The organism is Streptomyces sp. NBC_00989 (genome assembly GCF_045162655.1).
Taxonomy (GTDB): Bacteria; Actinomycetota; Actinomycetes; order Streptomycetales; family Streptomycetaceae; genus Streptomyces.
The window spans coordinates 9,623,550-9,649,508 of record NZ_CP108728.1; the positions used below are offsets into that span (position 1 = coordinate 9,623,550).

Annotated in this window: 25 protein-coding genes; 10 read left to right on the forward strand and 15 right to left on the reverse strand. The window is 70.6% G+C overall.

Annotation, left to right across the window (positions count from 1 at the left end; genetic code table 11):
* Positions 1–115: 115 nt before the first annotated feature.
* Entirely contained in the window at positions 116–844 is a 729-nt protein-coding gene (locus OG714_RS43180) for a type 1 glutamine amidotransferase (RefSeq protein WP_406129375.1), read from the reverse strand.
* 21 nt (positions 845–865) lie between these two features.
* Positions 866–2,104, reverse strand: coding sequence for a MurT ligase domain-containing protein (locus OG714_RS43185; protein ID WP_405994828.1), 1,239 nt, complete (start codon positions 2,102–2,104; stop codon positions 866–868).
* Between the two features lie 154 nt (positions 2,105–2,258).
* Between OG714_RS43185 and def the strand changes: the two genes are divergently transcribed.
* Entirely contained in the window at positions 2,259–2,798 is a 540-nt protein-coding gene (gene def / locus OG714_RS43190) for a peptide deformylase (RefSeq protein ID WP_406129377.1), read from the forward strand.
* A 167-nt stretch (positions 2,799–2,965) separates the two neighbouring features.
* Here def and OG714_RS43195 read toward each other — a convergent pair whose 3' ends face one another.
* A complete protein-coding gene (locus OG714_RS43195) occupies positions 2,966–3,610 on the reverse strand; it encodes a TetR family transcriptional regulator (protein ID WP_019070916.1) in 645 nt (214 codons plus the stop codon).
* A 171-nt stretch (positions 3,611–3,781) separates the two neighbouring features.
* On the opposite strand from OG714_RS43195, the gene OG714_RS43200 reads away from it, so the two are divergent.
* A complete protein-coding gene (locus OG714_RS43200; RefSeq protein WP_033278259.1) occupies positions 3,782–5,011 on the forward strand; it encodes an acyl-CoA dehydrogenase family protein in 1,230 nt (409 codons plus the stop codon).
* A gap of 155 nt (positions 5,012–5,166) precedes the next feature.
* Here the strand turns inward: OG714_RS43200 and OG714_RS43205 are convergent, their stop codons facing one another.
* From OG714_RS43205 to OG714_RS43240, 8 genes are all read right to left on the reverse strand, one after another.
* Positions 5,167–5,688, reverse strand: coding sequence for a cupin domain-containing protein (locus OG714_RS43205; RefSeq protein WP_406129379.1), 522 nt, complete (start codon positions 5,686–5,688; stop codon positions 5,167–5,169).
* 7 nt (positions 5,689–5,695) lie between these two features.
* Positions 5,696–6,910 (reverse strand): cytochrome P450, encoded by a 1,215-nt coding sequence (locus tag OG714_RS43210; RefSeq protein WP_406129381.1) that lies wholly within the window; start codon positions 6,908–6,910, stop codon positions 5,696–5,698.
* Between the two features lie 7 nt (positions 6,911–6,917).
* Positions 6,918–7,982 (reverse strand): type III polyketide synthase, encoded by a 1,065-nt coding sequence (locus OG714_RS43215; RefSeq protein ID WP_406129383.1) that lies wholly within the window; start codon positions 7,980–7,982, stop codon positions 6,918–6,920.
* Between the two features lie 288 nt (positions 7,983–8,270).
* Positions 8,271–8,507: a DUF6213 family protein gene (locus OG714_RS43220; protein WP_059198358.1), complete on the reverse strand. Its 237-nt coding sequence runs from the start codon at positions 8,505–8,507 to the stop codon at positions 8,271–8,273.
* Between the two features lie 25 nt (positions 8,508–8,532).
* Positions 8,533–9,918, reverse strand: coding sequence for an NADP-dependent succinic semialdehyde dehydrogenase (locus OG714_RS43225; RefSeq protein ID WP_406129385.1), 1,386 nt, complete (start codon positions 9,916–9,918; stop codon positions 8,533–8,535).
* 74 nt (positions 9,919–9,992) lie between these two features.
* Positions 9,993–10,469 carry an NUDIX domain-containing protein gene (locus OG714_RS43230; RefSeq protein ID WP_406129386.1) on the reverse strand — a complete coding sequence of 159 codons (477 nt, stop codon included), beginning with the start codon at positions 10,467–10,469 and terminating at the stop codon, positions 9,993–9,995.
* Complete coding sequence (locus tag OG714_RS43235) at positions 10,466–12,004, reverse strand: ATP-dependent DNA ligase (protein WP_406129388.1); 1,539 nt, start codon at positions 12,002–12,004, stop codon at positions 10,466–10,468. Before OG714_RS43235 ends, OG714_RS43230 begins: the two co-directional genes overlap by 4 nt.
* A 29-nt stretch (positions 12,005–12,033) precedes the next feature.
* Positions 12,034–12,999 carry an NAD(P)/FAD-dependent oxidoreductase gene (locus OG714_RS43240; RefSeq protein ID WP_406129390.1) on the reverse strand — a complete coding sequence of 322 codons (966 nt, stop codon included), beginning with the start codon at positions 12,997–12,999 and terminating at the stop codon, positions 12,034–12,036.
* Positions 13,000–13,078: 79 nt separating this feature from the next.
* Here OG714_RS43240 and OG714_RS43245 point away from each other — a divergent pair, with 79 nt between their 5' ends.
* From OG714_RS43245 to OG714_RS43270, 6 genes are all read left to right on the forward strand, one after another.
* On the forward strand, positions 13,079–13,660 hold the full coding sequence (locus tag OG714_RS43245) for a helix-turn-helix domain-containing protein (RefSeq protein ID WP_406129391.1): 582 nt from the start codon (positions 13,079–13,081) through the stop codon (positions 13,658–13,660).
* 191 nt (positions 13,661–13,851) lie between these two features.
* Positions 13,852–14,829: an NADPH:quinone oxidoreductase family protein gene (locus tag OG714_RS43250; RefSeq protein WP_406129393.1), complete on the forward strand. Its 978-nt coding sequence runs from the start codon at positions 13,852–13,854 to the stop codon at positions 14,827–14,829.
* Entirely contained in the window at positions 14,826–16,031 is a 1,206-nt protein-coding gene (locus tag OG714_RS43255) for an acyl-CoA dehydrogenase family protein (protein ID WP_406129394.1), read from the forward strand. Before OG714_RS43250 ends, OG714_RS43255 begins: the two co-directional genes overlap by 4 nt.
* Positions 16,028–17,101 (forward strand): acyl-CoA dehydrogenase family protein, encoded by a 1,074-nt coding sequence (locus tag OG714_RS43260; RefSeq protein ID WP_406129396.1) that lies wholly within the window; start codon positions 16,028–16,030, stop codon positions 17,099–17,101. The genes OG714_RS43255 and OG714_RS43260 overlap by 4 nt, the downstream gene beginning before the upstream one ends.
* Before the next feature lie 179 nt (positions 17,102–17,280).
* A complete protein-coding gene (locus OG714_RS43265) occupies positions 17,281–18,144 on the forward strand; it encodes a phosphatidylinositol-specific phospholipase C/glycerophosphodiester phosphodiesterase family protein (RefSeq protein WP_406129398.1) in 864 nt (287 codons plus the stop codon).
* A 140-nt stretch (positions 18,145–18,284) separates the two neighbouring features.
* Complete coding sequence (locus tag OG714_RS43270) at positions 18,285–18,479, forward strand: hypothetical protein (protein WP_019070900.1); 195 nt, start codon at positions 18,285–18,287, stop codon at positions 18,477–18,479.
* Between the two features lie 14 nt (positions 18,480–18,493).
* Here OG714_RS43270 and OG714_RS43275 read toward each other — a convergent pair whose 3' ends face one another.
* From OG714_RS43275 to OG714_RS43290, 4 genes are all read right to left on the reverse strand, one after another.
* Complete coding sequence (locus OG714_RS43275) at positions 18,494–19,657, reverse strand: phosphodiester glycosidase family protein (RefSeq protein ID WP_406129400.1); 1,164 nt, start codon at positions 19,655–19,657, stop codon at positions 18,494–18,496.
* Between the two features lie 162 nt (positions 19,658–19,819).
* The gene (locus tag OG714_RS43280; RefSeq protein WP_398851951.1) at positions 19,820–20,179 is read right to left on the reverse strand and encodes a DUF779 domain-containing protein; all 360 of its coding nucleotides are present in this window, start codon (positions 20,177–20,179) and stop codon (positions 19,820–19,822) included.
* 129 nt (positions 20,180–20,308) lie between these two features.
* Complete coding sequence (locus tag OG714_RS43285) at positions 20,309–23,020, reverse strand: FtsX-like permease family protein (RefSeq protein ID WP_406129402.1); 2,712 nt, start codon at positions 23,018–23,020, stop codon at positions 20,309–20,311.
* Entirely contained in the window at positions 23,017–23,724 is a 708-nt protein-coding gene (locus OG714_RS43290; protein ID WP_406132146.1) for an ABC transporter ATP-binding protein, read from the reverse strand. The genes OG714_RS43285 and OG714_RS43290 overlap by 4 nt, the downstream gene beginning before the upstream one ends.
* Before the next feature lie 217 nt (positions 23,725–23,941).
* Between OG714_RS43290 and OG714_RS43295 the strand changes: the two genes are divergently transcribed.
* Both OG714_RS43295 and OG714_RS43300 read left to right on the forward strand, forming a co-directional pair.
* Positions 23,942–25,225 carry a sensor histidine kinase gene (locus tag OG714_RS43295; protein WP_406129403.1) on the forward strand — a complete coding sequence of 428 codons (1,284 nt, stop codon included), beginning with the start codon at positions 23,942–23,944 and terminating at the stop codon, positions 25,223–25,225.
* The gene (locus OG714_RS43300; RefSeq protein WP_406129404.1) at positions 25,222–25,911 is read left to right on the forward strand and encodes a response regulator; all 690 of its coding nucleotides are present in this window, start codon (positions 25,222–25,224) and stop codon (positions 25,909–25,911) included. Before OG714_RS43295 ends, OG714_RS43300 begins: the two co-directional genes overlap by 4 nt.
* Positions 25,912–25,959: the final 48 nt, after the last annotated feature.

Consider the following 25,959-nt stretch of genomic DNA (forward strand, 5'->3'; position numbering starts at 1 on the left):
AGGAGGGGGCGGGACCGTAGCGTGCGTCCGCCTGCTGGACGACCCCGCTCACCTGCGCGGACGGGACGTCAGACGGGCTGGTTTCCAGTATCCGAACAGGAGCTGGACACCTGGTTCAGGCAGGCTGCTGAGCTGCGCTGATGCGCTCGGTGCGGAGCGCCTCGTACCAGCGGTCGTCGATCGGCGGCAGCGCGTTGACATCGAGGGCCAGCTTCAGCAGCAGGTCCGCGATCAGCGGGTTGCGGGCGAGCACGGGCCCGTGCATGTACGTACCGAACACCGTGTCGTTGTACGCGCCCTCCGTGCCGTCGCCCGTGCCGTTGCCCTTGCCGAGCCGCACCTGCGCGAACGGGCGGGCGGTGGGGCCGAGGTGGGTGACGCCCTGGTGGTTCTCGAAGCCGGTCAGCTGGGGCAGGCCCAGCCGCGCGTCGATGTCGCCGAGGACGTCGCCCACGCACCGCTCGCCCTCGCCGCGTGTCGACACCACGTCGAGCAGGCCGAGGCCGGGCTCGCGCTGGCCGAGGTCGTTGATGAACTCGTGGCCGAGGATCTGGTAGCCGGCGCACACCGAGAAGACGATCGCGCCGTTGCCGACCGCCCGGTGCAGGCCGCCGTCACGGCGCAGCCGCTCCGCCGCGAGCCGCTGCGGACGGTCCTCGCCGCCACCGATCAGATAGATGTCGCCCGAGGTCGGGATGGGCTGGTCGCTGCGCACGTCCAGCCGGGCCACGTCGAGGCCGCGCTGCCGTGCCCGGCGTTCCACGACAAGGGCGTTGCCCTGGTCGCCGTAGGTGCTCAGCAGGTCCGGGTAGATCCACACCAGACGCAGCTGGTTGTCGCTCATGGTCAATTCGTCCTCTGAGTCTCAGTTGCCGACGCGGCGGCGCAGGTCCTGGAACGCGGTGTAGTTCGCGATGACCTCGATGCGGCCGGGCGGGGCCATCTGCACGGCCTGGTCGAGGTTGTCGCAGACCTGGAAGTGCTGGTTGGCCACTTCCAGACGGACCGCGAGGTCCAGCTTGCGGTCGCCCACGACGAAGATGGGGTGGCCGGTCAGTCGGGTGTAGTCGACGTCCCAGAGCCACGAGGTGTCGGTGCCGTCGGCGCCGCGCGCGTTCACCGAGAGGATCACCGGGGTCGGCGGCGGGTCGATCAGGCTGAACGTCTCTAGCCAGCCCGCCGGGTTCTTCGCCAGCAGCAGGCGCAGGTCGCGCTGCATGAACTGGACGACGTCATAGCGCCCGGCGACGGCCTGTACCCGGTACATGCGCTCCAGGGCGACCTGCGGCGGCACCCCGAAGACGGCGGCGACCGCGGCCGAAGAGGCGGCGTTGGCCTTGTTGGCGCGCCCGGGCAGCTGGAGGTGGATGGGCCAGGCGGAACCGTGCGGGTCGAGGACGTGGTCCCCGGACAGCGCCCAACTGGGAGTGGGCCGCCGGAATCCGCACTCGCCGCAGAACCAGTCGTCGCCCGGCCGCTGCATCACGCCACCGCACGAAGGACACGACCAGGCGTCGTCCTTCCACATCTGCCCGGCGGCGACCCAGATCACGTTGGGCGAGGAGGAAGCGGCCCACACGACCAGCGGGTCGTCGGCGTTGGCGACGACGACGGCCTTCGAACCGGCAAGCCCCTCACGCCAGTTCTCCGCGAGCATGCGGGTCTCGGCCGCGCGGTCGAGCTGGTCGCGGGAGAGGTTGAGCAGGGCGATGCACTTGGGGTCGGTGTCGCGGGCGACGCCGGCGAGGTACTTCTCGTCGACCTCGATGACACCGAACTTGGCGTCCGAGCCGCCGGCCAGCGCCGAGGTGATACCGGCGGGCATGTTGGCACCGAGCGCGTTCGACACGACCTCCCCGGCGGCCCCGAGGGCCTCGGCGATCAATCGCGTCGTCGTGGTCTTGCCGTTGGTGGCCGAGACGAGCGTCACGTCCAGGTTCTGTGCGAGCCGGGCGAGCAGGTCGGGGTCGAGTTTGAGTGCCACTCGGCCGCCGATCACCGATCCGCTGCCCCGCCCCGCGGCACGCGATGCCGCCGCGACCGCCTTGCCCGCCGTCACGGCCAGCTTGGCCCGCGGCGTGAGCGGGTCCGAGTTGCCTGCCATCAGTTCTCGATCCTCCTTGCGTACGCGCCGCGCCTCTGCCTCCGGCAACGTGGTGTGGACCTCAGCCTATCGAGATCCTTATCGGTGCCCGAACCGCGGCACCGCGAACCCCTCGTGGCGGGCGTGCGCCGTAGAGAACCGTACCCTTGCGGCCATGCGATACGGCTCCATCCCGGGCGCCCACGGGCGAGTCCGTCCCCTCACCCTGCTCGGCGACCCCTTCCTGCATGCCCCGTGCGAGGAGGTCACGAACTTCGGCCCCGAACTCGCCCGCCTCGTAGAGGACTTGTTCGCGACGATGTACGCGGCCCAGGGGGTGGGCCTCGCCGCGAACCAAGTAGGCGAGTCCTTGCGGGTGTTCGTCTACGACTGCCCCGACGACGAGGAGACCCGCCACCTCGGCCATGTGGTCAACCCACGCCTGGTGGAGACGGACGGTGTGGTGCTGAGGGGCCCGGAGGGATGTCTGTCCCTGCCTGGCCTGGAGGCGGGGACGGAGCGCTACGACCACGCGGTCATCGAGGGATTCACGATGACCGGCGACCCGATCACCGTGCACGGCACGGGTTGGTTCGCAAGGTGCTTGCAGCATGAGTACGACCACGTGGAGGGCCAGGTGTACGCGGACCGCGTGACGGGCTGGCGCCATAAACGCCTGATGCGGCAGGTCGGCCGATCGTCATGGCACCGGTGAGCGAAGCCTTTTAGGGCGGCGAGGCTGTGCCGATGTGCGGCTCTGCCGCGTAGGCGCGACCAGCTCCCAGCGCCGGCGAGCGAAGGTTTTTAGGGGCGCGGGGAACTGCGCGACCAGCCCCCGCCGGACGCGCACCCGAAACACAACCGACTAAAACCCCGGCCCACCTAAAACCCCGGCCCACCAACCTTGTCCCCGGCGGCAGCCAACCGCCCCCACAACAGATCAGCCAGACTCCGCACCAACTCGGCCCGGGAGCAAGGCCGTTCACCCAGCCACCAGTCACCCGCCGCGTGCATCATCCCGACGATCCCATGCCCCCACACCCGAGCCAGCTGCTGACTGTTGGGCCCGAGATCCACCCGCTCCTCGATGACCTGAGCCAACTCCTCGCCCATCCGCCGGAGCAGCGGAACAGAGTGATTCCCCGTGTCGAACCCCTGATCCGCGGTCTGCCCACCCTCCACAGGATGCATAAGGAACCGATACACCTGAGGCAGCGCCTCGATCGCGGCGAGGTACGTGTCGAGCGTCGCCTCAACCCGCTCCCGCCGCTCGGCGGGCGCGTCCAACGCGGCCCGCAGCGAGGACAGCAGGGCATCCGTATGCCGCTTGGCAAGGGCGGCGTAGAGTCCACCCTTGTCCCCGAAGTGCCGATACAGAATCGGCTTCGTAATACCCGCTTCCGCGGCGATCGCGTTCATCGAGGCCTGCGGACCATCACGCAGCACCACTCTGTCCGCGGCCTCCAACAACTCGCGCCGTCGGCGGTCGGCGGACCTCTGCTGATCGGTCCGCTGCGTGGTGTCCATGAGCTCTCCCCACCCGTGCTGAATCGGTGACGCCTGCGCAAACTAACACTCAATGGGCCCAACACCTCGAACGGGCTGCCGAGTGGTCATTGGGAGTTGACTTTTCCTACCCGTCGGTAACAGACTCTGTCGTTACCGCAAGTAACATGCTAGTGCGCTGCTGGAGGAGTCATGGCCGAGTTCACCATGGAACTCAACGACGAACAGAAGGAGGTGCGGGACTGGCTGCACGGCTTCGCCGCCGACGTCATCCGCCCCGCCGCCGCCGAATGGGACGAGCGTGAGGAGACTCCCTGGCCGGTCATCCAGGAGGCCGCGAAGGTCGGCATCTACTCCCTGGACTTCTACGCCCAGCAGTATTTCGACCCCACCGGCCTCGGCATCCCGATGGCCATGGAGGAACTGTTCTGGGGCGACGCGGGCATAGCCCTCTCCATAGTCGGCACCGGTCTCGCCGCGGTGGGCGTCCTCGCCAACGGCACCGAGGAGCAGATCGGCACCTGGATTCCCCAGATGTACGGCGACGCCAACGACGTCAAGGTCGCCGCCTTCTGCTCCTCCGAGCCCGACGCCGGTTCCGACGTGGCCTCCATGCGCACGCGTGCCGTGTACGACGAGGCCAAGGACGAGTGGGTGCTGAACGGCACCAAGACCTGGGCGACCAACGGTGGTATCGCCAACGTCCACGTCGTCGTCGCGGTCGTCGACGCGGACCTCGGCTCCAAGGGGCACGCCTCCTTCATCGTCCCGTCGGGCACGCCGGGCCTGTCCCAGGGGCAGAAGTTCAAGAAGCACGGCATTCGCGCCTCGCACACCGCCGAGGTCGTCCTGGAGGACGTGCGCATCCCCGGTTCCTGCCTCCTCGGCGGCAAGGAGAAGCTGGACGAGCGCCTCGCCCGCGCCCGTGAGCGCGCCAAGGCCGGCGGCGGCGAGCGCGTGAAAAACGCCGCGATGGCCACGTTCGAGGCGTCCCGCCCGGCGGTCGGCGCGATGGCGGTGGGCACGGCCCGCGCGGCGTACGAGGTCGCCCTCGACTACGCGATGACCCGAGAGCAGTTCGGCCGCCCGATCATCGACAACCAGGGTGTCGCCTTCCAGCTCGCCGACATGCGGACGTCCATCGACGCGGCCCGGCTGCTGGTGTGGCGCGCGTCCTGGATGGCGGTCAACGGCAAGCAGTTCACGGCGGCCGAGGGGTCGATGTCGAAGCTGTTCGCCAGCGAGACGGCGAAGAAGGTCACCGGGCAGGCGATTCAGATCCTCGGCGGCAACGGCTACACGCGTGAGTATCCGGTCGAGCGGATGCACCGGGACGCCGCGATCTACACGATTTTCGAGGGCACGAGTGAGATCCAGCGTCTGGTGATTGCGCGGACGTTGTCGGGGATGCCGATTCGTTGAGTTTCGGGTGCGGGCCCGGTGGGGGCTGAGCGCGCCCACGCGGCGGAGCCGCATATCGATACAGCCCCGTGCCCCTCAAAAGCAGGTCCAGTTGCCGGTCTTTTAGGGGCGCGGGGAACTGCGCGACCAGCCCCCACCGGCCGGTGGACGAACAACTACCGGTGTTTCAAGGGCGTCAGCTGCTCGATGTCATATCGCCCCCGCAACTCCTCGATAGCCGCGTGATCCGGCGGCCCCCCACCCCCGAGAATCTCCAACAGCTCCTCGAAATACCGCTCATGATCCGGCGGCGGAGACGCCTGGAAAAACATCTTCGCCGCCGTCTCCGTCGGGTTCGAGAACGCATGCGGACACCCGGGCGGTACGACGATCACCGTCCCCGGCGTCGCCCGTACCACCCGCATGCCCGAACTCGACTCCCACCGCTGCCAGTTGTCCGGCGTACGGATCCTCGGCTCGAAGGCGAGGACGTCCAGCTCGCCTTCGAGCACGTAGAACAACTCCTCGCTACGGGTGTGCACATGGGCCCCGACGTCGAACCCCGGCGGCACCACCACCTCGAAGGTCGACGCGGTCCGGGAGTGCGAGCCGGTCACCTTGAACGTCACGTGCTGCGCGGGTGTCTGTACGACCCGGCCGTGACCGGGCGGCACCAGAAGCCCCTCCGTCGCCGTCACCGGCACCTCACCACGTCACCGGCAGCGCCTCGGGCCCGCGGATCAACGCGCCCTTTTTGAACGGCACTTGATCGGCCGGGACCGCGAGCCGCAGCCCCGGCAGCCGGTCCAGCAGCGCGTCCACCAGCAGCTCGGACTCCAGCCGCGCCAGCATGTTGCCGGGACAGAAGTGCGGGCCGAAGCCGAACGACACATGCGGGTTCGGACTGCGGGAGAAGTCGATCCGGTCCGGGTCCGGGAACACGTCCGGGTCCCGGTTCGCGGCCAGGTACGACACGTACACCGGGTCGCCCGCCCGCATCCGTACGCCGCGGATCTCCACGTCCTCCATGGCGATCCGGGACAGTCCGACCGCGTTGCGGTGCGGGATGTAGCGCAGCAGTTCGTCGATGGCCTGGGGCCGCGACTCCGGTTCGGCGCGCAGCCGTTCGACGAGATCCGGGCGGGTCAGCAGCAGGTAGAAGATCTGCCCGCTGTTGTTGGTGACCGCCTCGCCGCCGATCTGCAGCAGCACCGCGAGCCCGACCGCCTCCTCCAGGGTGATCTCCTCCCGGCCCACGGCGGCACCGAGCAGCGAGGCGACGTCCTCACCGTCGCTGCCCTCCCGCAGACCGATGAGATCGGCGAAGTACGCGCCCATCTCCTCCTTGGCCTTCTCGCTGACCTTGGCGCCGTGCGAGGAGGACAGGATGAGCTGCGTCCAGGTGTGCATGCCGTGCCGGTCGGCGGCCGGGACGCCCATCAGCTCGCAGATCACCGCGATCGGGAAGGGGCTCAGTACCGTCTCGGTGAGATCGGCCGGCGGTCCGTGCTGGAGCAGCTCGTCGATCAACTCGTCGAGCAACAGCCGGGATTGCTCCCGCACCCGCTCCACCCCGCGCGCCGTGAACGCCGGGGCGACCGAGCGCCGTAGCCGGGTGTGGTCCGGCGGATCGAGGAAGCCGACCGCGCCGCGGGCCGGGATGAAGTGCGGGGCGAGCCGGGTCACCGGCTGGTCCATCACGGCCTCGCGGCTGAACCGGGGATCGTTGGTGACCGTCCGCACGTCGTCGTGCCGGGTGACCAGCCACGCCCAGCCCTCGCCGTTGGGCAGCTTGATCCGGTTGACCGGACCCTCCCGCATCAGCTTGGCGAGGACCGGGTCGAAGTCCACCCCGGTCAGATCGAGGGCCGGCCAGGGCCGTACCGGGGGCAGGGTCTCGGTGAGCGTCTCGTCAGTCATGCCGTACTCAAGCCGTCTCTCGGTCGTCGCTGTGCCAGCGGCCCAGGGCCATCTCGGCGGTGATACCGGGTCCGAACCCGGCGAGCAGCCCGCGCGCCCGGTGTTCGGCGCCGCCCTCGTCGAAGAGCCGGCGCAGCGCGTCCAGGACGACGGCGCTGGCGATGTTGCCGTACTCGGTGAGGGTGGCCCGGCTGAACCGGAACGCGTGTGGGTCGACCTGCAGGAACTTGCTCAGGTCATCGAGTATTCGGGGCCCGCCCGCGTGGACTATGTAGAAGTCCAGGTCGGCCGCGTCCCAGCCGTGCAGCCCCGCGAGGTCCTGGAGCGCCGGTGCGAGGGGCTCCATGGTGGCCGGCACCCGCTTGTCCAGGAGGAAGTGGAAGCCGGTGGCCCGGACGTCGTACATGATCCACTCTTCGGTCTTGGGGATCAGGTACGACCCGTTGCGCTCCAGCTGGATGCCCGTGCCGCCGCGCCCCCGCACCACGGCCGCGGCGATGCCGTCGCCGAACAGGCCGTTGGAGAGCAGGGAGCCGATGCCGAGGTCGGTCGGCTGGTAGCACAGCGAGCAGAACTCGCAGGCGACGATGAGCGCGTTGGCCTCCGGGTAGGCCGTGCAGAAGTCGTGTGCCCGGTTGATGGCCGCACCGCCGGCCGCGCAGCCCAGCTGGGCTATGGGGATCTGCCGGGTGGTGGCGTCGAACGCCATCTCGTTGATCAGCCAGGCCGTGAGCGAGGGCATCATGAAGCCCGTGCACGAGACGTAGATGATCACGTCGATGTCGGTGGTGAGGAGCTCCGCCTCGTCGAGCGCGCGCTGCACGACCGCCGGGACCCGGGCCTTCGCCTCGGCCGTGTAGATCCTGTTGCGGTCCTCGAACCCGGGGTGCTTCAGGGTCTCCTCGATGGGCTGCACGATGTGCCGGGTACGCACACCGGTGTTCTCGATCAGCCGGAGGGCCAGCGGCAGGTTGGGGTGGTCCGCGTGACGGGAGCGCGCCAGCTCCAGCGTCTCCTCCATCGTGATCACGTGCTCGGGAACCGACACCGAGGGCTTGCACAAAGTCGCCATGAACCGTCCCTGCTTTCGCCTTCCGGAAGGCCTTCGCCCGCCGGTCAGAAGGTGGTTCACCTCAGAGGGTGGTGCACCCACGATCACCCGGGAGGACGACGATCTCGCGGTGGACTACTCCAATTCAGGGACCCGCCCATAAAGACCGGATCAGTAATTCCTGTGAAAGTGGAGGGGCGAAGCCTTCGAGTACGGCTCAGCCACGTTCCTTAGGGGCGCGGGGCTGTATCGATGTGCGGCTCCGCCGCATGGGCGCGGCCAGCCCCCACCGGCCCGCCACTCAGCAAACTACGACGCGCCCCCACTGCTGTGCGCAATACACGCAACGTCAATCCGGTCGGCCAGCTTCGCCAGCTCAATGGTCAGAGCGGCAACCGTGTCCTCGTCCAGCCCCTCTTCCCCGGCCTCGACAAGATGCAGCCACCGCCCGCCCACGGTCCGCAAAAGCTTGCTGACATCCGCGGCAGCCACCTGCAAGGTCCCGCGGTCGTCGACGATCAGAGGCAGAGTCACTTCGCGGTTCACAGAGGGGATCGTAGCCGCGGAACGCTCACGCTCCGTGCCATACCGTGGTGATGTTGCAGAACTCGCGGATTCCGTGCCCCGACAGCTCCCGCCCGTACCCGGACCGCTTCACCCCGCCGAACGGGAACGCCGGATGCGACGCGGTCATCCCGTTGAAGAACACCCCACCGGCCTCCAGGTCCCGTACGAACCGCTCGACCTCGGCCCCGTCCCGCGTCCACACGCTGGAACTCAGCCCGAACGGCGTGTCGTTGGCGAGGAGCACGGCCTCGTCGAGGTCGGCGACCCGGTACAGCGTGGCGACGGGTCCGAACGCCTCCTCGCGGTGGACGCGCATCTCGCGGGTGATGTCGGTGAGGACGGTCGGCGGGTAGTACCAGCCGTCCCCGTCGGGCCGCTCACCGCCGCACAGCACGGTCGCGCCGCTCTCCACCGCGTCGTCGACGAGTTCCTCCAGATCGCTACGGCCCTGCTCGCTCGCGACGGGTCCGACCTCGGTCTCCTCCTCCAGCGGATCACCGACCGTGAGCGCCTTCATGCCGGCCACGAACCGTTCGGCGAACGCGTCGAAGACGTCCGTGTGCACGATGAACCGCTTCGCGGCGATGCACGACTGCCCGTTGTTCTGCACCCGCGCGGTCACCGCGATCCGCGCGGCCCGCTCGATGTCGGCGGACGGCATGACGACGTACGGATCGCTGCCGCCCAGTTCCAGCACCGTCTTCTTGACCATGTCCCCGGCGACGGACGCGACCGCACGACCGGCGGGTTCGCTGCCGGTGAGGGTGGCCGCCTTGACCCGCTCGTCGCGCAGGATCTCCTCGATCGCGCCGGAACCGACCAGCAGCGTCTGGAAGGCGCCCTCCGGGAAGCCCGCGCGGTGGAAAAGGTCCTCCAGGTAGAGGGCGGTCTGCGGCACGTTCGACGCGTGCTTGAGCAGGCCGACGTTGCCCGCCATCAGCGCGGGCGCGGCGAAGCGGATCACCTGCCACAGCGGGAAGTTCCACGGCATCACCGCGAGGACGGGGCCGAGCGGCCGGTATCGCACCAGGGCCCGTGAACCGCCCGAGTCCTTGACGTCCGCCGCGTCCGGTTCCTCGTCGGCGAGGAGTCCCTCGGCGTGGTCGGCGTACCAGCGCATCGACTTCGCGCACTTGGCGGCCTCCGCGCGGGCCTGCTTGACCGGCTTGCCCATCTCGGTGGTCATGATCCGGCCGATGTCCTGCTGGTCCTCGTCGAGCAGGTCGGCGGCCCGGTGCATGAGCCGGGCGCGCTCGGCGAACGCGGACGTCCGGTAGGTGCGGAACGTGGCCTCCGCGAGCTGGAGCCGGCGCTCGATCTCCTCGTCACCCATGGCCTCGTACGTCTTGAGCGTCTCGCCGTTGGCCGGGTTGACCGTCGCGATGGGCATGGCTGACCTCCTGGAGCGGACTGTGCTTCGACCTTCCCGCGCGGCGCGGGCGACCGCAACGCGTGCGGGGTCGCTCAGTCCGAGTGCTCCGCCAGCCGGTCGAGAAACACGGCCTGTGCTGTGACGATGACGGTCCGCGCGCGTTCGAGGCTCAGCCACTCCACCCGGTCCAGCTCAGGGAACTCCTGGACCTGCCCGGACTTCGGCGGCCACTCCATCCGGAACGTGCCGGGCACCATGGCCGCCGGATCCAGATCCGCCTCGATCGCCCACGCGGTGACGACCTTCCCGTTGCTCTGCCGCACCTCGCCGAGCCCGATCGCCTCGCCCTCGGGCGGGGCAAGCCCCAGCTCCTCCTGGAACTCACGCCGGGCCGCGTCCCAGGCGGTCTCGTCGGGCTCGTACTCACCCTTGGGCACACTCCACGCCCCCGCGTCCCGTCGCGCGAAGAACGGGCCACCCATATGGCCGAGCAACACCTCCAGCCCCCGATCGGTGTGCCGGAACAACAACAGCCCGGCACTCCGCTTCCCCCTCGCGTCCCCACTCACGGCTTCACCTCCGGATGCGCAGCCAACAACGTCTCCACCGAGTCCGCCTCCTCCGCCCGCTTGTCCTCGCGATACCGCACGACCCGAGCGAAGCGCAGGGTGACACCCGCCGGATAGCGGGTCGACTTCTGCAGACCGTCATACGCGATCTCTACGACGAGTTCGGGCCGTACGGTCACCACGTGGCCGTCGCTCTCCACGGCCAGCTCCTGGAGGCGCTCGGTCTGCCAGGTCAGCATGGCGTCGGTCATGCCCTTGAAGGTCTTGCCCAGCATCGCGAAGGAACCGTCCGAACTGCGGGCGCCCAGATGGAGGTTGGAGAGCTTGCCCGTGCGGCGGCCGTGTCCCCACTCGGCGGCCAGGACGACCAGGTCGAGGTTGTGAACGGGCTTCACCTTCAGCCACGAGGCACCCCGGCGGCCCGCGCTGTAGGGGGCGTCGAGGCCTTTGACCACGACCCCCTCGTGACCGCGCTTCAGTGTCTCGGCGAGGAAGGCCTCGGCTGCCGGGACGTCTTCGGGGCCGGAGACGAGAGTCCGCCGGACACGCATCGGTTCGGGCACCAACTGGGCCAGTTCCGTGTGCCGTTCGGCGAACGGCAGGTCGAGCAGGTCGCGGCCGTCGACGGACAGCGCGTCGAAGAACACGGGGGAGACGGGTACCGTCTCGGCGGCCGTGGCCACGTCCACCCGGGAGCCGACCCGGCCCGCCGTCTCCTGGAAGGAACGGGGTCGTCCGTCCGCGTCGAACGAGATGACCTCGCCGTCCAGGATGAACCGTTCGCCTCTCAACTCCAGCGCTGCGGCGGTGAGTTCGGGCAGACGGTCGGTGATGTCGTCGAGGGTGCGGGTGTAGAGCCGTACGACATCGCCGTCGCGGTGGACCTGGACGCGGATGCCGTCGAGCTTCTCCTCGACGGCGCAGGCACCCAGCTTCTCGACCGCCTCCGCGACGGAGGTGGCGCTGTGCGCGAGCATCGGCAGGACCGGGCGGCCCACGGTCAGGTGGAAGCGGTCGAGCGCGGCGGGCCCGTCCGCGAGGAGGGCCTCGGCCACCGTCTGGAGCGAACCGGCCAGCATCACGGCCCGTCGAACGTCCGTGGCGGGCGCGCCCGTTGCCTGGGCCAGGCCTTCCACGGCGACCGCGTCCAGCGCGCCCTGCCGGACCTCGCCGGTGATCAGCCCGAACAGGAAGCGCTGCTCGTCGGCGGTGGCCGCGCCCATCAACTCGCCCACCAAGCGGGCGCGTTCGGCCTGTGAACCGGCGCCCGACACCTTGCCGAGGGCGGTGAGGCGGGCGTCCACCTCCCGCACGGTGAGGGTGGGTTCCGGGGCCGGTTCGACCGCCTGGCTCAGCACCTTCCAGCCGATGCCGAGGCGTCCCTGCGGCAGGCGGCCCGCCAGGTACGGGATGACGATCGGGACGTCGTCGGCCTCCGCGTCCCGGAAGAGCTCCGCGAGCAGGGCGATCTTCCGGGACCGCGCCGAGGTGGCGGCGACCTCCTGGGACACATGCGCGAGCCGGGTCAGCAGCATGCAGCCATCGTGCAACGGCGGCGGGCGGTCTACACCCGGACGGCCGCGTCGAGGTCGGTCATGAGCAGTTCCCCGTTGATCGTGGCGCCGGCCCGGTATCCGGCGGAGGCCGCGTTCACGACCTGCTCCGCGAAGCCCATCGCGTTGCCCACCGCCCACACCCCGGGCACGGTCGTCAGGCCCGTCGGATCGACCACGGGGTAGGCGCCGAACGGGGTCTCCCGCAACTCGGCGCCCAGCTTCTCCAGCAGGCCGGTCTGCGGAATCGCGCGAGGCGCTACGAACAGGGCCTCGCGGGGGTGCGTGACGCCGTCCGTGAGACGGATGCCGGTGAGCCGGTCGTCCTCGACGACCAGGTCCGTGACCTCCCCGGGTACGACGGCGACCCCGGCCGCGGTCAGCCTGCGCAGGTCGTCGTCCGTCAGCTCGGACTCGGCGACCGTGTGCAGGAACAGGGTCACGTCCTTGGACCACTGCGAGACCATCAGCGCCTGGTGCACGCTCATCGCCGTCGTCGCGAGCACACCGAAGGCCTGGTCACGGACCTCCCAGCCGTGGCAGTACGGGCAGTGGATCACGTCCCGCCCGAAGCGCTCGGCGACTCCGGGGACGGCGGGCAGCTCGTCCTTGAGTCCGGTGGCGATGACGAGCCGGCGTGCGTGCACGGTCTCCCCACCGGCAAGCGCCACGGCGAAGCCCGCGCTCCCGCCCTCGCTCTTCGTGACGTCCACCGCGCGGTCCCGGACCAGGTCGACGCCGTAGCGCGCGATCTCCTCGCGGCCCAGGGCGAGGAACTCGGCGGGGGACATGCCGTCCCGGGACAGATAGCCCTGCATGTGCGCGGCGGGCGTATTGCGGGGCTCGCCCGCGTCGATCACGAGGGTGCGGCGCCGGGCCCGGCCCAGGACCAGCGCGGCGGAGAGTCCGGCCGCGCCGCCGCCGATGACGACCACTTCGTAGGTCCCGGTGTGTGTCCCCGTACGTGTCTCGGTCATGGTGACCACCTCCACCCCCGAAGGTCGCCCCATCCCTGCCGTATTGACAAACGTCTTTGCCGAAACTGCAATATCGGTCATGAGCGACGACACGGATGAGGTCCTGGCGGAGGTCGGCCCGAGGCTGCGGCGGATCCGGAAGGAGCGGGGCGCGACACTCGCCGGGCTGTCGGAGACGACCGGCATCTCGGTGAGCACGCTGTCCCGGCTGGAGTCCGGGCTGCGCAAGCCCAGCCTGGAGCTGCTGCTGCCGATCGCGCGGGCTCATCAGGTGCCGCTGGACGAGCTGGTGGGGACGCCGCCGGTGAGCGATCCACGGGTCCGGTCCGAGCCGATCCAGCGGCACGGCCGCACCTACTGGCCCCTCACCCGCCAGCCGGGCGGACTCCAGGCCTTCAAGGTGCTGGTGCCGCAGGGGAAGGAGGAACCCGATCCGCGGACGCACGAGGGCTACGAGTGGCTGTACGTGATGTCCGGCCGGCTGCGGCTCGTGCTCGCGGAACACGACGTGGTGCTCGCGACGGGCGAGGCCGTCGAGTTCGACACCCGGGTGCCGCACTGGTTCGGGTCGACAGGGGAAGGCCCCGCGGAGTTCCTGAGCCTGTTCGGCCCGCAGGGCGAACGAATGCACGTAAGGGCAAGGCCGAAGCGCGGCCAGTGAAAAACGCCGCCCCCTGCAACGCCCCCTTTTAGGGGCGCGGGGAACTGCGCGACCAGCCCCCACCGGCCCGCGGCCAACGAACCACACGCACCCCGCGGACCGTGACGAACCCGACTGTTCCCTCATCGGCAAGCGACCGCTTAGTATGCAATCGACCCCGGTCAGACAGAGCAGTCCCGTGGAGGCCCCGCATGCAGGCATGGCAAGTGCACGAGAACGGCGAGCCGAGTGAGGCGATGCGCCTGGCGGAGGTGGAACGTCCCACGCCGGGCGAGGGCCAGGTCCTGCTGAAGGTGCGCGCCGCGAACATCAACTTCCCGGACGTCCTGATGTGCCGGGGCCACTACCAGGTCAGGCCCCCGCTCCCGTTCACCCCGGGTGTCGAGATCTGCGGCGAGACCGAGGACGGCCGCCGCGTGATCGCCAACCCCGCGCTGCCGTACGGCGGTTTCGCCGAGTACGCGATCGCGGACGCCGCCGGTCTGCTGCCCGCCCCCGAGTCGCTGGACGACGCGGAGACCGCCGCGCTCCACATCGGCTACCAGACGGGCTGGTTCGGCCTGCACCGGCGCGCTCACCTGGAAGCCGGCGAGACCCTGCTCGTGCACGCCGCCGCCGGCGGGGTCGGCAGTGCCGCCGTACAACTCGGCAAGGCGGCCGGGGCCACCGTCATCGGTGTCGTCGGTGGCGCCGAAAAGGCAGCCGTGGCACGGGAGTTGGGCTGCGATGTCGTGATCGACCGGCGTACGGAGGACGTCGTCGCGGCCGTCAAGGCGGCCACCGGCGGGCGCGGGGCCGACGTGATCTACGACCCGGTCGGCGGCGACGCCTACACGCAGTCCACGAAGGTCGTCGCCTTCGAGGGCCGGATCGTGGTCGTGGGCTTCGCGAGCGGGACCATCCCCAGCCCCGGCCTCAACCACGCCCTCGTGAAGAACTACTCGATCCAGGGTCTGCACTGGGGCCTGTACGCCACCAAGAACCCGAAGCTGATCCTCGACTGCCACGAGCGGCTGACCGAACTGGCCGCACGCGGCGCCATCAAGCCCCTGGTGAGCGAGCGCGTGCCGCTGGCCGGCGCTGCCGCCGCCGTGCAGCGGCTCGGCGACGGTGTCACCACCGGCCGGGTCGTCGTCGTACCGTCCTTGGAGAACGGAGCCGCCGTATGAGCGAAGAGACCACGGGAGCGGACTCGGTCGCGGCCGAACTGCGCCGCCGCACCCAGGAGTTGCTGGCCGCGCACCCACCGCTGGAGACCGACCAGCTCGACTTCCTCAAGGCCCGCTTCGACGCGGGGCTCGCGTGGGTGCACTACCCCGAGGGCCTCGGGGGTCTCGGTGCGCCGCGTGCTCTCCAGGCTGTCGTGGACGCCGAGTTGGCGGCCGCGGGCGCCCCCGACAACGACCCGCGCCGGATCGGCATCGGCCTCGGCATGGCCGCCCCGACCGTCCTCCGCTTCGGCACCGAGGAGCAGAAGCAGCGCTTCCTCAGGCCCCTTTGGGTGGGCGAGGAGGTCTGGTGCCAGCTCTTCAGCGAGCCGGGCGCCGGGTCCGACCTGGCCGCGCTCGGCACGCGTGCCGTACGGGAGGGCGACGACTGGATCGTCAACGGGCAGAAGGTGTGGACGTCCAGCGCCCACCTCGCCCGCTGGGCCATCCTCATCGCGCGCACCGACCCGGACGTGCCCAAGCACGCTGGCATCACCTACTTCATCTGCGACATGACCGACCCCGGCGTCGAGGTCAGGCCGCTGCGCCAGATCACCGGCGAGGCCGAGTTCAACGAGGTCTTCCTCACCGACGTCCGTATCCCCGACGCCCATCGCCTCGGTGAGATCGGCGACGGCTGGCGGGTCGCGCAGACCACGCTGATGAACGAGCGCGTCTCCATCGGCGGTATGCGCATCCCGCGCGAGGGCGGCATGATCGGCCCGATCAGCCAAACCTGGCGCGAACGCCCGGAGTTGCGCACGCACGACCTCCACCAACGCCTCCTCAAGCTCTGGGTCGAGGCCGAGGTCGCCCGGCTCTCCGGCGAGCGGCTGCGCCAGCAACTCGTCGCGGGCCAGCCCGGCCACGAAGGCTCCGGCATGAAGCTCTCCTTCGCCCGCCTCAACCAGGAGATCAGCGGCCTGGAGGTCGAACTCCGGGGCGAGGAAGGCCTGTTGTACGACGACTGGACCATGCGGCGCCCGGAACTGGTGGACTTCACCGGCCGCGACGCCGGCTACCGCTACCTCCGCTCCAAGGGCAACAGCATCGAGGGCGGGACCAGCGAGGTCCTGCTGAACATCGTCGCCGAGCGCGTCCTGGGCCTCCCGGCCGAGCCGCGCACCGACAAGGACGTCGCCTGGAAGGACCTCGCGCGATGACGGATCTGCTGTACTCGGAGGAGGAAGAGGCGCTGCGCGCCGCCGTCCGGGACCTGCTCACCGACCACTGCGACGCGGCGAGCGTCATCGCCCGCACCGAGTCGGACGCCCCGCACGACCTGTCGCTGTGGAAGTCCCTCGCCGACGGCATGGGCCTCGCCGGCCTCCTGGTGCCCGAGGCACAGGGCGGCCAGGGCGCCACACATCGCGAAGTCGCTGTCGTCCTTGAGGAGTTGGGCCGCGCGGTCGCTCCCGTTCCGTACCTCACGAGCGCGGTCGTCGCCACCGAGGCACTCCTCGCGTGCGACGCCGAGGATCTCCTCGCCGAGCTGGCGTCCGGGCGGAAGATCGGCGTCCTCGCCGTCTCCCTGAGCGTCGCTCCGGGCGGCGCCCACAAGGCCGTACGGCACGAAAAAGGCTCCCTGTACGGGGAGTTGACCGGGATCGCCGACGCCGCTGCCGCCGATGTGCTGCTGGTGCCGGGCGAGGACGGCGGGCTGTACGCCGTCGACGCGGGCGCCGTGACCGTTGTACCGCAGGTGTCCCTGGACCTGACGCGGCCGTTGGCGCGTGTGGTGTTCGACGGCGCCGCGGGGCGCCGGATCGGGGACGCCGAATCCGCCGTACGGCGTGCGCTGCGGGCCGGGGCCGGGCTGCTCGCTTCCGAGCAACTGGGTCTCGCCGAGTGGACGTTGACGGAGACGGTCCGGTATCTGAAGGAGCGCAAGCAGTTCAACCGGCCCGTCGGCGGGTTCCAGGCGCTCAAGCACCGGCTGGCGCAGCTGTGGTTGGAGGTCGTCAGTCTGCGGGCCGCCGCGCGCAACGCCGCGGACGCCCTCACGACCGGTGACGACATCGACGTGGCGGTCGCCGTCGCGCAGGCCTATTCGGCGTCCGTCGCCGTCCACGCGGCCGAGGAGGCCGTGCAGTTGCACGGCGGCATCGGCATGACGTGGGAGCACCCGGCCCACCTCTACCTGAAGCGGGCCAAGGCCGACTCGATCGCCTACGGCACGGCGGGCGCCCACCGCGAGGCACTGGCGGAACTGGTCGATCTGCGCGCCCCCTGACCTCTGGTCGTCCCGTCGGTGAAGCCCGTCCCACCTGGGGCGGGCTTTTCCGTGCGCCCCCGCCGAAGGAGTGAACAAGCGAGGGCGGTCCGGCCAACTCCTGGCATGTACAGGTTCGTTGGAGTCCCCGCAGCCTCATACTCCCTGTGGTTCGAACCCGCCCCACAGGGAGGAACACCATGGCCCTCATCACCCGCCGCAGAGCCCTCACCGCGCTCGGCGCCACCCTCGCGGCCGTACTCGCCCCGCCCGCGGGCAGCGCCTTCGCCGGTGAACAAGGCCACCGCCCACGTCCGTTGTGGCGCGCCCACGCCCACAACGACTACGAGCACCCGCGCCCGCTCCTCGACGCCCTCGACCACCGCTTCGGCAGCGTCGAGGCCGACATCTTCCTCGTCGGCGACCAACTCCTCATCGGTCACGACGCGTCCGAACTCGACCCGAGCCGCACGCTCGAATCCCTCTACCTCGACCCGCTCTCCGCCCTCGTGAAGGCCAACCACGGCTCGGTGTACCGGGGTTGGCGCCATCCGCTCCAACTCCTGATCGACATCAAGACCGAGGGCTCCTCGACGTACCTCGAACTCGACCGCCATCTCCAGCGCTACAAGCACCTGTTCACGACCTACGCCCACGGACGCGTCCACCCGGGCGCCGTCACCAACGTCATCTCCGGCGACCGCGCGGCCCGCACCCCCATGGAGGCGCAGACCGTACGACGAGCCTTCTACGACGGCCGGCTCACCGACCTCGGCAGCTCGGCGCCGGCCTCCTTCATCTCGCTCATCAGCGACAACTGGCAGACCAACTTCACCTGGCTCGGCACCGGCGCCTTCCCCGACGCCGAACGGCAGAAGCTGCGCTCGATCGTCGCCCAGACACACGCCCACGACCAGACGGTGCGGTTCTGGAACACCCCGGACGTGGCGGGCCCGGCCCGTGACGCGCTGTGGGGCGAACTGTTCGCCGCCGGTGTGGACTTCCTCAACACCGACGACCTGGCCGGACTGGAAGCGTTCCTGGACGCACGCCGCACGGCGTGACACCACATGTGGTGACGGCACACGGACGGTCACCACACGTTCGGGGGACACGTCAGTAGCCCGGACGAACCCTCCGCTACGCCACACTTGCGGCCGAACGCCGCGAACCAGACACGGCGGCGTGGCGGAGGAGGGTGACGATGGCCATTTCCATCTCTGTGGTGCTGCTGCTCCTGATCCTTGCGGTGATCTTCATGCGCAGCGGCGGGCTGAAGGTCTCCCATGCGCTGGTCTGCGCACTGCTCGGGTTCTTCATGGCGAGCACCAGCATGGCGCCCACGATCCACAGTGGCCTCACGGCCACCGCGGATCTGGTGAGCGGCCTGCATCCCTGAGATCAGTTGATCGATCAGTTGATTGATCGATTGGTTGAGAAGACTCCTACACCGTTCGGTACGGGCCGCTCCGCGCCGCCGCTGGGGTGGTTCCGTACCGTGACGGCGCCCGCGCCGGACGCGCGGGTGACCAGGGTCGTCGAGCCGCCGCCGTCCAGGCTGAAGGCGTCGGCCGAGCCCAGCTTCCGCATCTGGGTGGCGACCTCGGCGATCGTGAGACCGCTGCGGTAGGCGACCGCGCCGTCCGTCGCGAACAGCAGCAGACGGTGGCCGTGGTTCGCGATCCCCACGGCAGTGCGGACGGCCGAGGTCGAGTTGTCGAGACCGGCCAGCGGCTGACCGTTGCGCAGGACCGGGTAGCCACCGAGGGCGAAGCGGTACGGGACTCCGGACCTCGACGCCACGAGCCGGTGCTTCACCTGGACCCGCTCGCCTTTGGACAGCTTCCGCAGCCGCTGAGCGCCCGTCTCACGGCCGACGAGGACGGTGGTGCCCGCGGCGATGGCACCGGTGCCAGGGGTGTTGGCCGCAGACACGACGCGGCCCCCGCGCACGGTCACCTCATAGGTGTCCGCACTACAGGCCCCGGCCCGGTTCGTGTCCGTGCCACATGTGGCACGCACCCGGGATGCGCTGCCCCACCGTGTGGTGAACGCACCGATGGAGTTCTCCGGCAGCGCGTACTGATTGAACCCGCCGAGCGTCAGCCTCCCCTGCGGGGTGCCGACCGACCCGCTGAGAGCGAGGCTGTCCAGCCGGGCCACCCGGTCGACACCCACACCGAGCACGTTCCGGGTGTTCGTGCCGGGCGGCAGCTCGGGCCCGAAGCGCTGGCCGTCCGGCACCGCCGCCTTGAGCGCGACACCGCTCGCGATCGCCGGTCCGTCGGTGGAACCGGTGGCCTCGACGCCCGGGTGCTGGGTCTCGGTGATGTTGAAGAAGTCACCGTTGACGCCCGCGACCGCGCCCGCCGCGTCGGCCAGCCGGGAGACGGGCACGCGGGCCGCCACCGCTCCCGGGTACAGCAGGTTGACGCGCACACGGGCGTTGCGCAGGTCCACGACGACCACATGGGCGTGGGTCACACCCTTGGCCGCCGTGATGTCGAACTGCCGGTACGTGACACCTGGCGCGAGCTGTGTGGTGCCCGGTACGGCGCCGGCCGGTGCCGCCCCCACCAGGGCCGCACCGGCCAGCGCGCCGAATGCCGTGAGATGTGTGAGTACGGATCTGCCTGCCCTTAAACGTTTTTGACGGTGCGTCACAGGGTCCCCTGATGTCTCGTCAACTCTCTCAAGTCTCAGGGGAAGTGCAGCAGATGACGATGACCGGCGGGGCCGCTAGGCGCCGACTACACGGGAACGAGTGAGAAAACGCACCCCCTCGGGTGCTTCCAACGAGAAACCGCTGCCGCGCCCTGCTACGACGTCCACGATCAGCCGCGTATGACTCCAGACCTCGTTCTGGCTGCGCGAGATCCAGAACGTCACGGGCTCCGGCACGCCCTCGACCTCCAGCTCGGCGAGCAGCACGTCCGAGCCACCGGTGCGGAACTCGCCCTCCGGGTAGCACATGGGCGCACTGCCGTCGCAGCAGCCGCCGGACTGATGGAACATCAACGGGCCGTGCTGTGCGTGGAGTTGGCGCAGCAGATCGGCTGCGGCGGGAGTGAGTTCGACGCGCGGGGTGGTGTCGTCCATGTCAGCCGTCCCAGGGAGGCGGGTGGGGATGGGGTGCGGTGGCCCAGCGCATCACAGGCAAGGTTGCGAGAGGGTTGCGCGCCGCCCGCGCCGCCCGCGCCGCCCGCGCCGCCCGCGCCGCCCGCGCCGCTATTCGGCCCGGAGCGCGGTCGCCGTACGTACGCGCGCCGCCCAGCCGGCCGGCAGCAGGGAGCCGAGTACGGCGACGGCGACACCGGCGAGGCCGAGCAGGACCAGGTCCTGGGCGTCGTAGACATCGATGACGGAGTGAGGCAGCCGGAGGCCCGCCGCGTGGCCCATCGCCGGGATCACCGCGCCGTGCACGGCCAGGCCCAGCGGCACACCGAGGGCGCCACCGGCCAGTCCGGGCAGCACGACCGAAGAGACGACCATCGTCACGGTCTGCCGGGGTGTCATGCCGAGCGCCTTGTGGATGCCGAGGTCGTGGACGCGCTCGTGGGTGTCGAGGACGACCCCGCCCAGCACACCGAGCCCGGCGACGCACACCAGCATCAGGGTGAGCAGTGCGGTGAGCGAGTCGAGGACGGTGACGGTGTCGCTGCCGTTCGTGTACTTGGCGGTGCTCGCGGTGACCCCCAGGCGCTTCAACTCGGTGTTGAGAGCGGTGACATACGCGTGTGCGTCCGTGCCGGGTTCCAGATCGACGTACTGGGTGGTGGAGTTGAGGTCGGGTGCGGCGGGCCTGAGGGTGGCGATGTCGGTGAGGACGGTCCGGCCGTCGTGGCCGGTGTCGAACACCTCGCCGACGATCCGGACCCCAACTGGCTTGCCCCGCACGGTGAGTGTGACGGTGTCGCCGACCTTCGCTCCGGTGGCGGTGAGGACGGTGCCGGGCACGACGGCCTCGCCGGCCGCGGTGAACCATCGCCCGCTGACCATCGTGAACCCGCCCCAGGAGGCGTCGCCGTCGAACGCGGTCACGGTGACGGGGCCGCTCATCCCCGAGACGGTCGCGTCGAGGGTGGCGCTGCCGTAGTGCGCGCGGGTGTTGGGTCGGGTGGCGATCGCGGCGGTGACCGCGGTGACGGTGGCGGGATCGGCGGCGGTCGGCTGCCCCTGGGGGACCGCCTTGCCGGGCCCGGCAAGCCCGCCTGACATGCCGACGGTGACGTCGGCCGCATTGTGGTTCTTGGACGCGATGACCTGGCCCAACGACGAGGACAACCCAGTGGCGAAGGTGACGGCCGCGACACCGAACAACACCGCGAAAACCATCGCGACGGTACGCGCGGGCCGGGCGAACGGCTGAGCGAGCCCCAGCCCGACCGCCCGCGACACCGGCAGCCGGGAGGCAAGCCGGGCTGCCCGGCGGCCTGGACTCGCGACCGGGGCGCGCTCTGATGTCCGCTGGTCTTCGTCGACTGCCGGGGAACGCCCGGCTTCTCGCCGACCGTCGCTCGCCGCCACGGCACGTCCTGCCGTCCGTCGGCCTCCGCCCGCCGTTGAAGTGCGCCGTGCGGTTCGCTGGTCGTGGTCTGCTGCCGGGATGTGGCTGGTCGTCCGTTGGCTTTGGCCCGCCGTTGAAGTGCGCGGAGGGGTTCGCCGGTCGTGGTCTGCCGCCGGGATGGGTCTGGTCGTTCGTCGGCCTTGGCCCGCTGTTGAGGTATGCCCCGCTGTCCACCGGGGCTGGCCCGCCGCCGGGATACGCCGGGCCGCCCACCACCCTCGCCCCGCCCCCGGCGTCCGGCCGACCGCCAGCGCGTCCACCGTGCGCAGTCGTCCCGCCCGCCAGGCGCTCGCGCACGCGGTCAGGGTGACCAGGCTCAGCACCGCGCCGACCACCGCGGCATCGACCCACAAGTCGACGCCGAGCCCGGCCGTGCCGTAGGCGTCCGCGGTGTCCGAGAGGACAGGGGTGGCGAGCAGGTGGCCGGCGGCCGTGCCGAGGGCCGCCCCGGTCGTCGCCGGGATCAGGGCCTGTCCCGCGCATGCCCAGACGACCTGGCCCGGTGTGCAGCCGACGGCCTTGAGGATGCCGATGCGGCGTCGGCTCGTCGCCACCGCGCCCGCGACCACGTTGCCCACGATCAGTACCGACATGACCAGACCCAGCACGCCGAACGCGACCAGGAACGGTACGAACAGCGCGGTCTCCCGTGTGGCGACCTTCCGCACGCCGAGCCAGGACTGAGCCCCCGTCAGCGACTTCGCGGGTACCACCGCCGTGATCGCCTCGCGGTCCCGGGACAGCCAGGCCGTGGAGTCGGCGTGAGCGAAGCGGTAGAGCATCTGGTAGCCGCCGATCTCGCCCGACGGCGTCAACTCCGCGATCTGTGACGGCAGTACCCATGCGTCCGCGGTACGGCTGACCGAGCGCGCCACCCCGACCACCCGCAGCGTCGGACTGCCGGGCAGGTCCGGGAACTCCAGTTCCTGGCCGAGCCGTCCCTCGGGGCCGGTGTCCGCCGATACGACGATCTCGCCGGGGCGTTGCACCCAACGGCCCCTGGTCATCGACACCTTGTCGATCTCGCCGCCGGGCGTCGAACGGCCCACCACCGAGAGGGGCGTTCCGCTGTGGCCGCCGAACCCCGGTGCGACGGTCGCCGTCGGGAACGGTCCGGACGTCGCCGTGACACCCAAAGCCCGCGCGGAAGCGGCCAGTTGAGCGGCCGTAGCCCTCCTCGCGTCGAACTGCGCCGTCAACTGGGCCCCCTTCTGCCGGGCGAAGGCCTTCTCGAACGGTGCCTCGGACGACACGAGCAGCGCACCGCCGAGCACGGACGCGGTCACGGCCAGCATCGTGGCGAGTCCGATCACCAGCGTCTGCACCCGGCGGCGGGCCATGCCCGAGCGGATCACCCGGCTCAGCGCGCTCATCGGACGGACTCCGGGTCCGTGACGGGGGTGGCGGTGTCGGACGTGATGCGGCCGTCGACGAGCCGGATCGTGCGCCGGGTGCAGGACCGCGCCAGCGCCGTGTCGTGGGTGACCACGACGATCGTCTGACCGTCGGCGTTCAACTCCCTCAGCAGGTCGCTGACTTCCTCGCCGGACGCGGAGTCGAGCGCGCCGGTGGGCTCGTCGGCGAGGAGAAGCGGCGGATGGTTCATCAACGCCCGTGCCACCGCCACCCGTTGACGCTCGCCGCCGGACAGGCGGTTCGGCTGGGCCCCGGCGTGCCGGGCGATGCCGAGTGACTCCAGCAGCTCGGCCGCCCTCTTCTGCGACTCGCGTCGGCCGAGGCCCGCCAGCCGTGCGGGCAGCGCCACGTTGTCGGCGACCGACAGATCGTCCAGCAGATGGAAGAACTGGAAGACCATCCCGATCTTCGCCCGCCGGTAACGCGCAGCCCCGGCCTCGCCCAACCGGTCCACCCGCACCCCGTCCACGGTGACCGTCCCGGAGTCCGGCCGGTCCAGGCCGGCGATGAGGTTCAGCAGCGTCGACTTGCCGCTGCCCGACGGCCCGAGGACCGCGACGGCCTCACCGGCCCGCACGCTCAGCGACGCGTCCTCCAGCGCGGGCGGCCCGCTGCCGTAGCGGCGGCTCACATCGAGGAGCTCGATGAGTGGCAGTGACAGTGGTGGTGGTGTCGTCATCGTCGTGGTGGCCCTTCTCGGATCGGGTGCCACGACGCTACGAAGACGAACGCCCGGGCGCGCCGGTCGTCCGGACCAACTGCCGTACCGCACTGGGACGATGGGCCACGACCTCATCCTTGAGATGTAGCCGACGCATGTACGCGCCCCGTCCGCCGGAGGGATTCCGGGCGCCGTCGGTACCCGAGAGAATGGGCCGGTGACGGTGGGAGAGGAAGTCCCGGCCCGGTCGGTCCCCGCTCGGCCGGTGCCGGCCCGACTGCGCCGGGCGACCGGCCTGTTGCTGCGGCCCGGTGGTCAACTGCCGCGCCCCACAGGGCAACAGTGGCTCCTCGACGCCGCGCTCGCGCTCGTCCTCACCTTCGCGTCGGTGCAGTACGCGTGGGGCGACGGCTACGAGGAGGCCCACCGCTACCACATGACCGAGCTGGTCGTTCTGGTGTTCCTCGCCTCGGCCTCGCTCGCGTGGCGGCGCCGCTACCCCCTCGCCGTCCTGTGGATCGTGACCGTCGCGACGGCACTGACCCCGGACGACGTCGCCCGGCTCACCTTCTACGCCTGCGTCATCGCCGCCTACAGCGCGGCGGCGTACAGCCCCCACCGCCCGATGACCCTGGTGAGCCTCGCCGTGGCGGTCGCGGTCATCAGCGGATCGGGCCAAGTCGGCCCGCCCGACCCGTACTTGTACGTCGCCCCGACCGTGCCCACCCAGTACGTTCCGCTGTTCATCTCGGTGCCGATCGTCGTGGCCGCCATCGGACTGCGCACCTGGAAACTCCGGGCCGCCGAGACCCGCACCCGGCTCACCGCGGTGGAGAGCGCCCGGGCCGAGGAGTTGCGTCGCGCCGTGGGACACGAACGGGCCCGGATGGCCCGGGAGTTGCACGACGTGGTCACGCACAACGTCAGCGTGATGGTCATCCAGGCCGGTGCCGCCCGCACGATCATGGACAAGTCCCCGGAACGGGCGCGCGAGGCCCTCCTCGCCGTCGAGGAGGGCGGCCGGGTGGCGATGGGGGAGCTGCGCGACGTGATGGGCCTGCTCACCATGGAACTGGGCGAGGAATCCGCCGAGTCGGAGAACCTGGACCCGCAACCGGGCCTGGACCGGCTGGAGGCGCTGATCGGCCGCATGCGCGGCGTCGGCGTGCCGGTCGAACTGACCGTCTCCGGAGCGCCCCGTCCCCTCCCCGCCGGTATCGAACTCGCCGCCTACCGCGTGGTTCAGGAGGCCCTGACCAACACCGTCAAACACGCCTCCGGAGCGGACGCGAGCGTCCAACTGTCGTACGGTGACGGCGAACTCCACGTCGAGGTCACCGACACCGGCGGCAGGCCCGGCCCCGCCGCGGCCACCGGCAACGGCCGCGGCCTCATCGGCCTTCGCGAACGCCTCGCCGTCCACGGCGGCACTCTGCGCACCGGTCCCCGCCCGCTCGGCGGATACCGCGTGCGCGCCCTGATCCCCCTGGAGGACCTGTGAACCGCGCCCCGCGCGTCGTGGTCGCCGACGACCAGGCCCTCGTACGGACCGGGTTCGGGTTGATCCTCGACGCCCACGGCATCGAGGTGGTCGCCGAGGCGGCCGACGGCGCCGAAGCCGTCGACGCGGTCCGGCGCACCCGGCCCGACGTGGTGCTGATGGACATCCGCATGCCGGACATGGACGGCCTGGAGTCGACGCGGCGCATTCTCAACGGTGTCGGCGTCGTGGACGCGCCGCGCGTGGTCATGCTGACGACGTTCGATCTCGACCACTACGTCTACGCGGCGCTGGCCGCCGGAGCCAGCGGTTTCCTCCTCAAGGACGTCACGCCGGAACACCTCGTCGCCGCCGTCCGTACGGTCCGCGCCGGTGACGCGTTGCTCGCCCCCGCGATCACGCGCCGGCTGGTCGAGCGGTTCGCGTGCCGGGCCCCGGAAACGGCCTCCCTCCACCGCGACCTGGCCGCTCTCACACCCCGCGAACTGGACGTCCTGCGCCTGCTCGCCCAGGGCCTGAGCAACGCCCAACTGGCCACCGGGCTCCATCTCTCCGAGGCCACGGTGAAGACCCACGTGTCCCACGTCCTCGCGAAACTCTCCCTGCGCGACCGGGCCCAGGCGGTCGTCGTCGCGTACGAGACGGGGCTGGTGACTCCCGGGGGCCCAGCGGTCGCCGGTCGCTGATCACCGCCGTCAAGCCCGCTGGTGACAGCCCGAGGTCAGCCTGCCCAC